Source organism: Sphingomonas sp. KC8 (genome assembly GCF_002151445.1).
In the GTDB taxonomy this organism is placed as follows: domain Bacteria; phylum Pseudomonadota; class Alphaproteobacteria; order Sphingomonadales; family Sphingomonadaceae; genus Sphingomonas_E.
The window spans coordinates 2,894,791-2,908,311 of sequence record NZ_CP016306.1 but is presented as its reverse complement, the minus strand read 5'-3'; the positions used below and the strand labels follow the sequence as shown (position 1 = coordinate 2,908,311).

At 61.2% G+C, this 13,521-nt stretch carries 13 protein-coding genes and 1 pseudogene; 3 read left to right on the top strand and 11 right to left on the bottom strand.

Features of this window, described 5'->3' with window-relative positions:
* Nucleotides 1-64: 64 nt before the first annotated feature.
* The 11 genes and pseudogenes from KC8_RS13660 to KC8_RS13610 form a co-directional block, all read right to left on the bottom strand.
* A complete protein-coding gene (locus KC8_RS13660) occupies nt 65-634 on the bottom strand; it encodes a hypothetical protein (RefSeq protein WP_029624233.1) in 570 nt (189 codons plus the stop codon).
* Between the two features lie 440 nt (nt 635-1,074).
* Nucleotides 1,075-1,506, bottom strand: a complete 432-nt coding sequence (locus KC8_RS13655) for a hypothetical protein (RefSeq protein ID WP_010123263.1) — start codon at nt 1,504-1,506, stop codon at nt 1,075-1,077.
* A gap of 93 nt (nt 1,507-1,599) precedes the next feature.
* Nucleotides 1,600-2,661, bottom strand: a complete 1,062-nt coding sequence (locus KC8_RS13650) for a helix-turn-helix domain-containing protein (RefSeq protein ID WP_010123265.1) — start codon at nt 2,659-2,661, stop codon at nt 1,600-1,602.
* 8 nt (nt 2,662-2,669) lie between these two features.
* On the bottom strand, nt 2,670-3,431 hold the full coding sequence (locus KC8_RS13645; protein ID WP_037494997.1) for a glucose 1-dehydrogenase: 762 nt from the start codon (nt 3,429-3,431) through the stop codon (nt 2,670-2,672).
* A gap of 2 nt (nt 3,432-3,433) precedes the next feature.
* Nucleotides 3,434-4,360 carry a nuclear transport factor 2 family protein gene (locus KC8_RS19875; RefSeq protein WP_010123269.1) on the bottom strand — a complete coding sequence of 309 codons (927 nt, stop codon included), beginning with the start codon at nt 4,358-4,360 and terminating at the stop codon, nt 3,434-3,436.
* Between the two features lie 26 nt (nt 4,361-4,386).
* A complete protein-coding gene (locus tag KC8_RS13635) occupies nt 4,387-5,223 on the bottom strand; it encodes an SDR family NAD(P)-dependent oxidoreductase (RefSeq protein ID WP_232455545.1) in 837 nt (278 codons plus the stop codon).
* 41 nt (nt 5,224-5,264) lie between these two features.
* Complete coding sequence (locus KC8_RS13630; protein WP_010123273.1) at nt 5,265-6,494, bottom strand: cytochrome P450; 1,230 nt, start codon at nt 6,492-6,494, stop codon at nt 5,265-5,267.
* Nucleotides 6,495-6,513: 19 nt separating this feature from the next.
* Nucleotides 6,514-7,686, bottom strand: a complete 1,173-nt coding sequence (locus KC8_RS13625) for an epoxide hydrolase family protein (RefSeq protein WP_010123275.1) — start codon at nt 7,684-7,686, stop codon at nt 6,514-6,516.
* A gap of 281 nt (nt 7,687-7,967) precedes the next feature.
* Complete coding sequence (locus KC8_RS13620; RefSeq protein WP_010123278.1) at nt 7,968-8,594, bottom strand: recombinase family protein; 627 nt, start codon at nt 8,592-8,594, stop codon at nt 7,968-7,970.
* 153 nt (nt 8,595-8,747) lie between these two features.
* Nucleotides 8,748-10,111, bottom strand: a protein-coding gene (locus tag KC8_RS13615) for an IS3 family transposase (protein WP_138956601.1) whose coding sequence is annotated in 2 segments (ribosomal slippage) — nt 8,748-9,761 and nt 9,764-10,111 — 1,362 coding nt in all. Because the reading frame shifts where the segments join, the coding sequence is not laid out codon by codon here.
* Nucleotides 10,112-10,339: 228 nt separating this feature from the next.
* Nucleotides 10,340-10,468: pseudogene (locus tag KC8_RS13610) on the bottom strand (EAL domain-containing protein); the annotation flags it as partial.
* 228 nt (nt 10,469-10,696) lie between these two features.
* Between KC8_RS13610 and KC8_RS19870 the strand changes: the two are divergent.
* Genes KC8_RS19870 through KC8_RS13600 form a run of 3 tightly spaced genes read left to right on the top strand, consistent with a single transcriptional unit; the run spans nt 10,697 to nt 13,520 of the window.
* The gene (locus KC8_RS19870; protein WP_138956575.1) at nt 10,697-11,026 is read left to right on the top strand and encodes a hypothetical protein; all 330 of its coding nucleotides are present in this window, start codon (nt 10,697-10,699) and stop codon (nt 11,024-11,026) included.
* 59 nt (nt 11,027-11,085) lie between these two features.
* On the top strand, nt 11,086-12,348 hold the full coding sequence (locus KC8_RS13605; protein ID WP_010123226.1) for a TolC family protein: 1,263 nt from the start codon (nt 11,086-11,088) through the stop codon (nt 12,346-12,348).
* 2 nt (nt 12,349-12,350) lie between these two features.
* Nucleotides 12,351-13,520: an efflux RND transporter periplasmic adaptor subunit gene (locus tag KC8_RS13600; RefSeq protein ID WP_029624227.1), complete on the top strand. Its 1,170-nt coding sequence runs from the start codon at nt 12,351-12,353 to the stop codon at nt 13,518-13,520.
* The last annotated feature ends 1 nt before the right edge of the window (nt 13,521 follow it).

Sequence of the window (13,521 nt, the reverse complement as noted above, 5' to 3'; positions counted from 1 at the left end):
GCGGATCTCGACCAATGAAGGGCTGCTTCTGCTGCACGGGGTCGTGGCCATAGCTCCATCCCACTCATTCCACCAACACAAGCTCACCTTGTGCGGACGGAAGCGGCTTTGGCTGGATCGCTGACAGCAGGCGCAGAGCATCGCCAATCAACGTATAGACCGCGTGACGCTGGCCGCCGCGGTTGTGGTGATCAATCCGGTAACCCTGGTAATGCCGGTCCAAGAGGCCCGCACTCACCAATTCCGATACCGCGCGGCTGAGGTTGCTCTTTCCCGCCGTTCGCACCCGAGCGCGCGCCTCCGCCTCGATTGCTTGCCGCCTTGCCGCATCGCCATCCGGTAGGAGGCCGCGCTCGTCGAGGTCGATCCGAACCCGCTCAAAGAGCGCTGCGGCGCGCGGACCACGTTGGGCCATGGGCCTAAGGGCGTCACACAGCCAGTCGCGCAAGGAGATAAGCTCCGTCCCGCGCTTGATCCAGGGGCCGGCCCTTCCGTCTGGCCTCGCGACCTGTGCGATCAGGTTGAGGACCATGAACGCATAACGGGGCCGGCTCGATGCGCTTGCCAACCTCTCGAGCACGACCGCGACATCACAGCCACTAGAAGGTTCAAGAGGCTTGGCTGTTTGAAACATAACATGGTGGAATCAAGCACAAAGCAGGATCAATGTGAATCCCAAATCGGGGGCATCGCAGAATCTGGTCGTAAACGTACGCTAAGCTGGCGCGGCATGAATGAAGGACAATTTTTGGCGACGCCTCCGCTCGATTTGAACGGCAAATTTTTGTGGACTCCGGACAAGCAGCTTTCGAGCAATAATAAGGAAAAGCGGACGCAGCCGTTATCGCAACGGCATGTCGGTCCCGAGGAGTTGAACCTCATTTCCAAATGCGACGATCATGGCCGCAGTTTTGCAGTGCCATAAAATGTTAGCAATAGAGAACGGCGTATCGCTTCCGCAGTAGCAAAAACTGGGCGCTAGCACACGGACTCCATAAGCGGTGAGCCAAATCTGGACTGTCGGCGCAAGCTGCTTCCTGATTGTAATCGTTCGAGAAGTAAACGTCCCGCACCTCATCCCAAGCCGAGCGTTACCGCGGACATGGTACAACCCTCCACCCCCGTTCTCCAACGATGCATGCAACCGGGAATGACGGCGCAATCGCCCGCGCTCAAGATGGCTTCTCCGCATTCAAGCTCCAGGGTGATCGATCCAGCAACGATGAGATCATAATCGAGCGTGCTCGTATGGTGCATCTCACTGACATAGTCCGGCCCAAAGTTTACGATCACCCAACGGTTCGCTCCCGGACCGACCCCGAGGTCCATCCACGCATCATCCACGTCGTGCCGCGGTATCTCCAATTCCGGCGGCTGCTCCATTGTGCTCCAAAGCCGGGCAGCTTCGAGGCCTGACCGATGCAGCGAGATCTCGCCGTCGATTTGCCGCTCTTCAATGACGGTTGAGCGACCATCAGCGTTCAGACCAATAATGAAGAAGCGCATCGAAGATATCCCTGACTGAATAAAAAATGACGACCTCACCGGCCTCTTAACACTTAAGCACCTAGGCTGATCTGAACCAATGGCTCGCGTCGGCTAGACTTGCGTCCCTGCGGACGGGCCGATTCTACCGGGCGACTGGCCAGTCCATCTTTTGAAGGCGTGCCTGAAGCTACTGATATCGGAAAAGCCGAGCCTGCCGGCCAACACGCTGACGCTGTAGCGCTCGCTCTTCAGGCTTTCGATCGCGATCGTGCAGAGCAACTCATCGCGAATAGCGCGATAGGATGCATTTTCGGACTTCAGCCGACGCTTGAGCGTCGAGAGGCTGATGCCGAGGCGGTCCGCGATCTGCTGTTCGGTAGGAAGCTTCTCGGGCTTTGACAGGGTCGCCGCCATGAAGGACCGCACACGGTTCCTCAGGGTATCGCGCGCGAGGCGCGTGTCATTCACGTCGAACGGAAAGCGTGCCAAGAGCGTATTGAGCTGTTGAGGCGTGCGCACCACGGGACGGTCCAACAAGTCGGCCTGAAAGCGCAGGGCATTCGTCTCGTCATTGTAGGTGAGCGGGAATGGAATCAGAAACGAGGCCGCAGCGCTGTCTAGCAAGGGCGGGTAGCACATGCGAACATCGACCAGCTCGACGGGCGTATCAATCAGCCATCCGAACAGCCGAAAGAAGGCCGCGAGTCCGGCAATATCGGTGAGCAGGCCGATCGTGTCGCGCACGGCATAATCGGTCGAAATCCGGAAATCAGCGATGCCGTCCTCGACAACTAGGCTCATGCGTGCCGAGCGACAGGCGAGTGCATGCATGAAAGCTTGCGTTCGCTCGATCACCTGTCCCAACGTGTCGCAGGTGATCACGCAGTGACAAAGCAGATCATATTCGGCCTTGGTCATCGATGCCTTGCCCTCGCGGGCAGCATTTCGATCCAGAAGGATCGTCATTCCGGCATAATAGGCACCCGCAAATGCATCGTCGGAAATCGGCGCTGGCCGGTCAGATCGCGTGATCTCGGCCAGCTCAGCCCCAAGGTGGAGGCGGGAAATGGTCTCGGCAGCCCGGCTGTCGATTGCCTCCACCTGTTCCAGTACCGCACGCAACAAAGCCTGGGATGCGCGGCGCGGTGCGACCTGGGCAATATGTCGAGCCACTATTCCCCCTACATCAAATATCCGCCGTCAATCACCAGCTCGGATCCGAGCATAAATTTAGATTCGTCGGACGCCAGATAGAGAACGCCATAGGCGATGTCCTCCGGGTCTCCCAGATGGCCGATCGGGTGCGCGGCGATCTGGGGCGCCAACTGATCGGGATGCTCCTCGAGATAGCTGCGAACCAGCGGCGTCAGGCACATCCCAGGATGCACCGAATTGACGCGGATCGGAAGCTTGTGGGTAGCGCAGTGGACCGCAGCCGCCTTCGTCAGATTGCGGACACCACCCTTGCTGGCGCTGTACGCTGCCGTGGTGGGCTCAGCGGTCATCCCTTGGGTTGAAGAGATATTGATGATCGATCCAGTCTCGCCACAGCGAGTTATCGCCCGGATCGCCGCCCGCGTCCCCAGAAATGTGCCGTCGAGATTAACGGAAAGCGTCTTCCGCCAGGCGTCGAACGCCATTTCCATGTCACCCGGGATGGCGATGCCGGCATTGTTGACGAGCACATTGAGCTTGCCGGCCCATTGCAGCGTCTGTTCTATCGCCTCGTCCCAGTTCGCCTCATCCGCGACGTCGAGGCGGACGAATATGGCCTTGGCCCCTTCCTTGCCAATCTCCGCCACGAGCGCTTGCCCGCGATCGGCGGAAAGATCCGCAACGACGACCCGCGCTCCCTCCGCAATGAGGAGGCGCACCATCGCCTCGCCGAGGCCGCTGGCCCCGCCGGTGACGAACGCCACCTTGCCCTCTACACGCCCCGCCACGATCAGGCGGCCTTCAGGCGGGAGAGACCGCGCTCGGCTGCGTCCGCCATGAATGAAAGATCGCCTTCCGTCCAAAGCACGGTGAGCTTGACAGACGTCAGCTTCCAGTCGGCGCCAACGCGCACAAGATCGTCAGTATAATAACCTCCGATCACATAACGACGGCTGGGCTGCCGGTCGTTCAGGAAATGCTCGGCCTGCATATAGACCACGCATCGGGCACGGTCGCCGTCAACCTTGACGATGGGGTTACTCATGCTGTGCTGGGTTGCATCGAGGCCGGCGAAGAAGATTCGCACATTCTCCTTGAGCTCATCAGCGCGAATACGATGGCAGGGCACCTCATTCCAGGATTCAAAGTCCATCTCGACTTCGTCGGCGAAGATCGATCGATGGAGGTCCCAGTCCCTCGTGTCGATTGCCGAGGCATATTTGTAGACTGTCTGCGCGATGCTGACCCGGTCATCTTCAACCACGGTACCGACCTCGGCCAGGCCGGTCTCGTCCCAAGCTCGCGCAACAGGTCGAACTTCCTCCCAATCCACGATGAGCCGACGCGACCGGAAACACCAATTCTGGCCGTCGCGGACCAGTTCGTCCTGATAACGAACGGCCCATGAGACGATTTCCGTCCGGCCGTTGGACACGCGAAGATGGTCAGCCGTGCAATAGGTCTCGCCCGACGCATGATCGCCGTCGATGACGTACAGCTGATTGTGGATGCGATGCTGCGTGCGGAGATAGGATGCATGCAAATAATCGAGATTCGCCAGATTCGCCTCACGACCCTCGGTGCGAAATCCCGGCCCTTCAATAATGCAATCAGCAGTAAGCACCTGCGCCCAAAGGCTCTTGTCGTTCCTATCCGCTCCTATCGCGTACATCGTCGCAGCGCGTCGAATGGCTGCCTCATCCTGATCACGGCTCATTGAAAAATCATCCTCTGTCTCGTCAGTCAGGCTGCGGCATTTGCTGGAACCACATCCGTACCGAACATCTGCTTCACCATGTCCGTAAGCGCCGGATTTCTGCGCAGCTCATTGCCACCGTCGACGGCAAAGCTTTGCCCGGTCATCCAAGCTGACTCGGGTCCGGACAGGAAGCGGATGGCCGGTGCGATATCCTCAGGCTCGCCCAGACGGCCGAGCGGGACCTGCTCGATCACCTGTTGAACAACCGACGGGATTGCGAACATCTGGTGGGTACCGGCACTGCGCGTCATGCCAGGCCGAACCGCATTCACCCTGATGCCGCGCGAGCCAAGTTCATCGGCCGCGACGCGCACGAAGCCTTCGAGGCCCGCTTTCGCAACATTATAGGACGCCAGATAGGCATAGGTCAGCTTGGCGGCGATCGACGACACGCAGACAATGCTGCCTCCCTGCTTCATCAACGGCACGGCATGCTTGGTCGTAAGTACGGCGCTGACGATGTTGAGCCTGAAATCGCCAAGGAGCTCGCTCTCCTCAAGCAGCGTGATGGGCTTGAATCCGCCACCGCCGACCGTGTTGATGACGATATCGAGCCGTCCGCGCAGATCATGCGTCTTCTGTAACGCTTCGACGACATCGGGTTCGTGGCAGGCATCGCCCGCGCTGAGTTCGATCTGTCCGTGAGGATACTGTTCTAGAATCTTCTCTTTGGCGCCTTCGAGGGCATCCCGCCGGCGCCCCATCAGGACCACGGCCGCACCGTCGCGGACCAAAAGCTTCGCGGCCGCCACGGATATGGCTGCGGCACCAGCGGTGATGAGGGCAGTATAGCCGTCCAACGCTCTTGCAGGGTCGAGCAAGCATCTCTCCATCTCAGAAATTCTGGTCTCGGGTCCCGGCCTCAGCTCGAGGGGCCAGCATTCCATTCAAGCGGCAGTGCATGAACCATGAAGTCGGCCCCAGTCCGCCATTCGATCTTCGCACCAGGCTGGACCCGCAACCCCGGCATTCGGGGGAGCAATTCTTCAAGCATTACACGCAATTGGGTGCGCGCCAGGTAGGCGCCCGGACAAAGGTGTGGCCCGGCCCCGAAGGCGAGGTGGCGAACGCCGCGGGCTCGACCACGATCAAAATCCACCGTCATCGCATCTTCAAAGGCGGTCTCGTCGAGCCCCACCATCGGCGTGGGAATGAGGACCGGATCGCCAGCCTTGAGCACCACGCCGTGGAATTCGGTATCCTTGGCAACTACGCGTCCGATGTTGGCGATGCTGAAACGCCGCAAAATCTCTTCCAACGCCTTGGGAATATCCTGCGGCCGCTCCACCAGGCGGTCCCGATGGGCCGGGCTTGAAGCCAGGAAGTACATGGCGTGCGACATCTCCGACGTAACGGTGTCCAGTCCGCCCAGGAACAGCATAACCGTGATGCGGTGCATCTCGTCCCAGGTGAGCGCGCGGCCTTCGATTTCTGAGGTGATCATCGCTTGGAACATGCCGCCTGTATTCTTTTCGGGCGCCTTCAATTGTTCTTGCAGCCATTCGGCAAGGAAGGTGGAGGCTTCAGTCATGCCGCTTGCGAACTGTTCCTTCGTGGTGCCGCTGAAGACATTCTGGACCCAGGGCAAAAACTCGTCCCGGTGCGAGGGATCGACGCCCATCCCGGCCAGAAACACGTCGATCGGCAGTCTTTCGGCGAAGTCGGCGACAAATTCGCATTGGCCGAGCGGCATGGCGTCGAACAGTTCGCGCGCGTGGTTCCGCGTTACGCCCTCCAGCGCGGCGAGCGCCCGGGGCGAAAAGAGATTTTGCGCAAACAGGCGGCGATATGGACCATGCTCCGGTGGATCATAATTATTCGGTATCAACCGGACCGGGCTTTCGAGCTTCGGGACCGAAACCGATCGAACGGAGAACAGCTCGTGATTGGAGAAAACCTCTTCGGCGATGGCCGCGCGAGCGATGACCCAATGTCCGCCAAGATCCGGTGAGAAAAAGATATCCGGCCGGGCATTCATGCTCGACATATAGTCCCACAGATTTTCCTTGATGGCCGCATCGCTGCGGTAATCGAATGGATAGACGAGGTGCGCCGGGACGTGCTGGGGGACTGTGCTCTGTTCTGCAGGCATTTCATCTCTCGCCATTGGGTCAACGCAATCCGCGGAAGGTGGCGCGGATATCTTCGACAAGGGCCGCGGGCTCTTCAGCCGCTGCGAAGTGACCGCCGGACGATCTCTCGCGAAGGAACTGTAGATTGTAGTTCGAGAGGCTTCGGTCCGGGAAAAGCGCCGTGCCATCATTTCGGAAAAGCGACACGCCGGCAGGAGCCTCGAATGGTGGCGACCTGTGGTGCGACGGCTGCCATGGTTGCCGCGCGGCCTCCGCATAGAAGCGTGCGGTGGTCACGAAGCTCTCGGTCGCCCAGTAGATCGTCGCGTTCGTCAACATGGCATCGCGCGAGAACCGCTTCTCGACGTCTCCACCGCAATCGCTCCACGCGCGCCAGCGCTCGAGGAGCCACGCGAGCAGGCCCACAGGGGAATCATGGAGCCCATAAGCAAGTGTCTGGGGATCGAGCAGGTGCGTGGTGATATGGCTTGCCACGCGCGCTTCGACCGCCATCGCTTTCGGCAGATCCTCGGCCGCGATATCGGGGAGCGCGGGGCCTAGAAGATCATAGGGACGGGCCTGACCGAACACGCCCGGCCAAACGGGCATCGACACATGGATTCCGATCAGATCCGCCGCATATTTGTGCGAAAGCTGCGAGGTGACGAGAGCACCCCAATCACCGCCATGGGCCGCGTAGCGGGCATAGCCCAGCGTTTCCGTCATGAGCTTGTGCCAGAGATCCGCAGTCTGCCAATAATTTACACCGGTGCGAAGCGGAACGGAGAAGCCGAACCCCGGAAGCGAAGGAACGATTACGTCGAAGGCGTCGGAGGCGCTCCCACCAAATGCGGCTGGGTCTGCGAGCGGCTCAATGACGTCGCGAAAATCCCAGAATGTCCAGGGCCAGCCATGGGTCAGGATGATCGGAATGGGTGAAGGGCCTGCTCCGCGCTTTTTCAGGAAGTGAATCGGGATCCCATCGACGGACGTCCGAAAATGCTCGAAACGGTTGATCGCGCGCTCTTGCTGGGACCAGTCAAATCCAGCCAGCCAATATCCGGCCAGGGATTTCAGATACTCGGCATTGACGCCGTAGGACCAGTCAGCATTACCGAAATCAGGTGCCCACCGGGTTTGCCGAAGGCGGTCACGCAAGTCATCGAGAACCTGCGCATCGATCTTGATTTCGAATTTCTCAGGGATAGGCATCCGGCTAGTCCCCTCGGCTTCCCGTCCTAAATACAGCGGCGCTGCCGACACTCGCAGGTGACGGCTTGTTGTTGCATCCGATCATAAGGGGAGATCGGCTCAAGGCAATGTTCAATTGGCTCATTATCGCAGGCGATTTGGCTCTCTGGCGGGCACCGCTGAGGGGGCAGGTTTTGCCTACTCCGGACGCGGATTTCCACGCTGAATAGACGGCTTGCCTATTGAGCGTCGAACGTCCGGAAAATCGGCGAGTCCGGAACGACAGGATTGATCTCTGACGCCTAACGAAGCTGCCGTCCGCGATTCAGGAGACGCTCGCCTTCCGCGCGCAATTGTCCGGTTGGATCCACGAAACGGTAGAGAGTTTGACGCGTGATGCCAATCTCTGCGCAAAGGTCGGCAACCACGGTTTCGGGTTTTCCCATGGCAGCCTGAGCCAAGCGGAGTTTGGCCGGGGTCATCTTGAATGGCCGCCCACCCTTTCTTCCCCGGGCGCGCGCTGCGGCCAGCCCCGCCTTGGTGCGTTCGACAATCAACTCCCGCTCAAATTCAGCAAGCGCGGCAAAGATACCGAAAATGAGGCGGCCATTGGCAGTGGTGGTGTCGATCGATGCACCTTCTCCTGCGAGGACCTTCAGGCCGATCTTACGCGTGGTCAACTCGGCCACCGTGTTGACGAGGTGCCGCAAGTCGCGACCGAGCCGATCCAGTTTCCAGATGACCAACGTGTCGCCGGAACGGAGCGCCTTCAGGCATGCGTCGAGTCCTGGCCGATCATCACTTCGCCCCGACGCGCTGTCCTCATAGATTTGGTCAGGCGCGACACCCGCCGCGATCAATGCGTCACGCTGAAGATCATGGACCTGCGATCCATCGGCTTTCGAGACGCGGGTATATCCGATCAGCATGTCACATATACGTCCGTTTATGGAGCACTGCCGTCACGTTCCCGCAACCGGGGCTGACTATGTCACATAATCAGTCATTTGTCCGTCGTCGAAACATTTGGCACAGATCGCGGCGTAAAATAGCGGAGTGCGGGCCTCGTCTGGGGTTTGATGTTAGGCGGCGAGCTTGCGGTGCTGCAAGCGTCGATATTCGATCGTCTGTCGCTTGATCCTTTCGCGTTGTTTGAGGATGGCCGCAGCCCTGCCGAAGTAGGCGTCGACGGGTGTCACGTTGGCCAGGCTCTCATGGTAACGTCGGTGGTTGTAGTGTTCGACGAAGGCCTCGATCTGGGCCTCGAGGTCGCCGGGCAGGAAGTAGTTTTCCAGCAGGATGCGGTTCTTCAAGGTCTGGTGCCAGCGCTCGATCTTGCCCTGGGTCTGCGGATGGCATGGGGCACCACGCACATGGCTCATCTTGTTGGCCTGGATGTACTCGGCCAGTTCACCGGCGATATAGCTGGGGCCGTTGTCGCTGAGCAGCCGCGGCTTGTGCAGCACCGTGGCATGATCGCAGCCGGAAGCCGCTAGGGCGAGGTCGAGCGTGTCGATGACGTCCTCGGCGCGCATGTTGGTGCACAGCTTCCAGGCAATGATGTAGCGCGAGAAGTCGTCGAGCACGGTCGAGAGGTACATCCAGCCCCACCCGATGATCTTGAAGTAGGTGAAGTCTGTCTGCCACATCTCGTTTGGCCGGGTGGTCTTCGTGTGGAACTGGTCGGCGGCCTTGATCACGGTGTAGGCCGGACTGGTGATCAGGTCGTGCGCTTTCAAGAGGCGGTAAACCGTGGCTTCCGACACAAAGTAACGCTTCTCGTCGGTGAAGCGCACCGCCAGTTCGCGAGGGGAAAGCTCGGTTGCATCAAGCGCCATCTCGACGATCTGCGCGCGGATATCCTCGGTGATGCGGTTCCACACCCGGCTCGGCGCCGAGGGGCGATCCTCCAGCGCCTCCGGCCCGCCCTCGAGATAGCGGTCGTACCAGCGGTAGAACGTCCGGCGGGGAATGCCGAGTTTGTCCAGCGTGCGCTTGGCCGGCAGGTGCGACTGCTCGACGATCCGGATGATCTCCAGCTTCTCGGATGCGGGATAGCTCATTCGTCGTCGCCCCCATCCGCAATCATGCTTTTTTTCAGAAGACGGTTCTCGAGCGTCAGGTCGGCCACGCATTCCTTCAGGGCACGGGCTTCGCGGCGCAGGTCCTGAACCTCGCCCGTCGTTGCACTGCGGGCGGTGTCACCGGCAAGACGGCGCTTGCCGGCTTCCATGAACTCCTTCGACCAGGTGTAGTAGAGGCTCTGGGCAATGCCTTCGAGCCGGCACAGCTCGGCGATGCTGTCCTCGCCGCGCAGTCCGTCAAGCACGATGCGGATCTTGTCTTCGGCTGAGAAATGCCGCCGCGTCTGTCGGCGAATGTCTTTCACCACGGCTTCGGCAGAGGCCTTCGTCGGCGATTTTCGCAAGGAGGGTTTGGGCTTCATCTGCGTTCCTTCGTCACTACGACGAAGCCCAAACCCTCCTTAAATCTCAACCCCTAATCTGTGCCATGGGTGCTGACGCCGGACACATTGCTGTGCTGCCGACGTCCACTCCGCGTGCTATCAAAAGCATCAGGATCGAGTATCGAGCCGAGCGAGATCTCGCCAGGAAACTTCATCTCGACTGACGAACTGCAACAGACACGGATTGCCCGTTCCGTCGTGTCCTTCTCAGCAAGCTTGTGGCTCCGCCCTGTCCAGCGGTTTTAAGAAATAACCCTGGCTCAGCTCACAGCCGAGATCGGAAAGCTGTGTCGCTTGCGCTTCATTCTCGACACCCTCGGCGACGACTGCAATATTGAGTCTCCGAGCAGTATAGGGTGACTACACGAAAGTAAGTTCTACGTGCGCTAACGAAGAACGGATGGCCGATGTCACGTCTTAGAGCCCCAATCACCCCATCTCATTCAGAATTTCTCAATCGGCCCGAGGATGTCGCCAGGCGCGCTTTTCCGCAAGTGCCAATTAGCCTCAATCTCTCACATATTGCGGTTTCAAATCGCTGCCATCGATGCTAACGAGCCGGCCATGGGTCGCTTCTTTGCACTGGCATTTCTGTATTCGCTTGCCCTTTCAATGGGGGCAGGTGCCGCCGCGCACGCGATCAGTACCGTGGCCTGTTCCGATGTATTGACCGAAACCGCTTCAATTGGGGAAGATGACGTCAATCAGAGCAATGAAGGCAGCAGCGAAGAGCGCTCGCACTGCGTCTCGTGCCACCCCCATGAGACGCTGACGGCACCGCGCGGCCTCATGTCAAATAGCGACGTTGCAACAAACATTTTCATACCGGTCGAGGATTTTTCCGGATTACCCCGTGACCGTGTAGATCCTGGATTGAGGCCCCCCATAACCTGACATTTTACGTAGGCCCGTGCTTTGGCGGGCTGACCTAAAATTGTCAGGAGCTTTGCATCATGCACCGATTGCTCGCGGCCCTGCTCGCCGCGACCGCTTGCGCGAGTATCGCGCAGGCCCAAACCGCGCCGCCCGCACCAGCGGCACCGGCTTTCACTGTTGACCGCGCGCTCGAACTCGCGGGGGTCGTTTCACCGGCGCTTGAAGCCGCCTCGGCGGACGTACGCGCAGCCGAAGCGGGACGCCGAGTTGCGGGGCTGCGGCCCAATCCCAGCGTCACCGTCGAGGCCGAAAATGTTGCCGGTTCCGGCCAATATCGCGGTACGCAGAGCCTCGAAGCGACGACATCGCTCACCTTGCCGATCGAACTCGGCGGCAAGCGATCGGCGCGGATCGCGGTCGCGGATGCTCGCACCGACCGGGCGACGATACAGGCCGCGATCGCGCAAGCCGATCTCCGGCTCAGCGTCGTTCGCGCCTATGCGGAGGCCGCCTCCGCGGAACGCCGGCTTGTCACGGCCCGCGATCAGGCTCGCATCGCGAACGAGGCGCTGCGCGCCGCACAGGTGCGGGTCCAAGCGGGCCGGGCGTCGCCGATCGAAGTGCAACGTGCTGACGTTGCACGGATCAACGCCGACGCGGCGTTGGTCCGCGAAGAGCGCGCCGTCGAAGTCGCGCGGTTCACCCTGTCGCGCATTATCGGCCAGCCCATCTCGGGGCCGCTCGATGCGGACTGGTTCTCCGACGTTCCGGCGACCTATGGCCCGCTTCGGCCGATAGAGAGCACGGGCACGCTGGTGATGGCGGCCGCCGATGCCGACTTCGCGATCGCCGATGCCGGCGTGCGCCTCGCCCGCTCGCAGCGCATGCCCGATCTGACGCTTGGGGCCGGCGCGCGCCGGTTCGAGCAGACCAACGACACGGCGGCTATCTTCAGCCTGTCGATCCCTATCCCATTGTTCAACAACGGGCGGGCGGCCTTGAGCCAAGCGACCGCCGAGCGTCAGCGCGCCGATGCGCAGCGGCGTCTCACAGTGCTCGATGTTGATCAGGCCATCGCGCGCGCCCAAGCCGATGCCGCCAACGCCGCGACCAGCGCGGCGGCGGCCAGCGGCCCCGCGCTCGCGGCGGCCGAAGAAGCCGCCCGCATCGCCCGCATCGGCTATCGGGAAGGCAAGTTCGGCCAGCTTGACTTGCTCGATGCCGAACGCACGCTCGCGGAAACGCGGGCCACGGCGATCGACGCGCTACTCTCCTACCACATCGCCCAGGCGCAGCTTGAGCGGCTTACCGCCCGCGCGCCGACCACACAGGGGGAATGATAATGAAGACCCGTACCATGGCGGCGTTGCCGCTGACACTCGCCGCACTGCTGATGGCCGGATGCTCCGGCGGCGAGAAGGCGGTCGACAACGCACAGAACGCCGCTACAGCCGAAAATGGTGCCGCGCCTGAAAAGCGCGCCCACGCCGAAGAAGAAGGCGGGATCGACCTTAGCGCGGATCAGATTCGCAAAGCCGGTATCGAGCTTGTGCGCGTGATCCGGAGCGGCGGCGGCGCGTTGACCCTCCCCGGGACGATCGAGGGCGATCCGCAGGGCATGCAGGTCGTTTCCGCTGCGATTGGCGGCCGTGTGGTGTCGCTCACCCGCAACCTCGGCCAATCGGTCGGGCGCGGACAGACGCTCGCTATCATAGAAAGCCGTGAGGCCGCATCGCTCAACGCGGAAATCGAGGCGGCACGCGCGAGGCTGGCTCTGGCCGAAACCAACCTTCGCCGCGAACAGCGCCTGTTCAACGAGCGCGTCTCGCCCGAACAGGATCTGATCGCAGCACGCACGGCGGGCACCGAAGCGCGCATCGCGCTGCGCCTGGCGCAGCAGCAGGTGTCGGCGGCCGGCGGCAGCGGCGGGGCGCTCAATCGCATCGCGATCAGCGCCCCGCTGTCGGGCCAGGTCGTCACGCGCAGCGTGACGCTCGGCCAAACGGTCGCAGCCGACGCGGAACTGTTCCGCGTCGCTGACCTCGGACGGGTCGCGGTCACGCTCGCGCTGTCGCCGGCTGATGCCGGCAAGGTACGGCCCGGCTCGCAAATCGAGATCGTCTCTGGTGATCGGCGATCAGTAGCGCGGGTCGATTTCGTCTCTCCGATACTCGACGAAACCACCCGGCTCGCTAGCGTGATCGCGGTCATTGACAACCGTTCGGGCCGATGGCGCGTGGGCGAGCCGGTTACCGCTTCCATCCAGCTTACGGGCGGCGGTCCGGCGTCGCTGCTTGTGCCGCAAAGCGCAGTGCAGACGATCGAAGGCCGGTCCACGGTGTTCGTGCGCACCGATCATGGCTTCAAGGCGACCCCTGTCACGCTCGGAAGCCCGAACGGTGACAATGTGGTCGTGACCTCGGGGCTCAAGGGCGACGAACAGCTCGCCGGCCCCAACAGTTTCACTCTCAAGGCTGAGCTCGGGAAGGGCGAAGCGGAGCATGGGCATTGAT

Excerpts from the sequence above, each read along its gene's own strand:
- KC8_RS13660 (WP_029624233.1), bottom strand. The coding sequence starts at position 634 with ATGTTTCAAACAGCCAAGCCTCTTGAACCTTCTAGTGGCTGTGATGTC.
- KC8_RS13655 (WP_010123263.1), bottom strand. The coding sequence starts at position 1,506 with ATGCGCTTCTTCATTATTGGTCTGAACGCTGATGGTCGCTCAACCGTC.
- KC8_RS19875 (WP_010123269.1), bottom strand. The coding sequence starts at position 4,360 with ATGAGCCGTGATCAGGATGAGGCAGCCATTCGACGCGCTGCGACGATG.
- KC8_RS13630 (WP_010123273.1), bottom strand. The coding sequence starts at position 6,494 with ATGCCTGCAGAACAGAGCACAGTCCCCCAGCACGTCCCGGCGCACCTC.
- KC8_RS13625 (WP_010123275.1), bottom strand. The coding sequence starts at position 7,686 with ATGCCTATCCCTGAGAAATTCGAAATCAAGATCGATGCGCAGGTTCTC.
- KC8_RS13620 (WP_010123278.1), bottom strand. The coding sequence starts at position 8,594 with ATGCTGATCGGATATACCCGCGTCTCGAAAGCCGATGGATCGCAGGTC.
- KC8_RS19870 (WP_138956575.1), top strand. The coding sequence starts at position 10,697 with ATGGGTCGCTTCTTTGCACTGGCATTTCTGTATTCGCTTGCCCTTTCA.
- KC8_RS13605 (WP_010123226.1), top strand. The coding sequence starts at position 11,086 with ATGCACCGATTGCTCGCGGCCCTGCTCGCCGCGACCGCTTGCGCGAGT.
- KC8_RS13600 (WP_029624227.1), top strand. The coding sequence starts at position 12,351 with ATGAAGACCCGTACCATGGCGGCGTTGCCGCTGACACTCGCCGCACTG.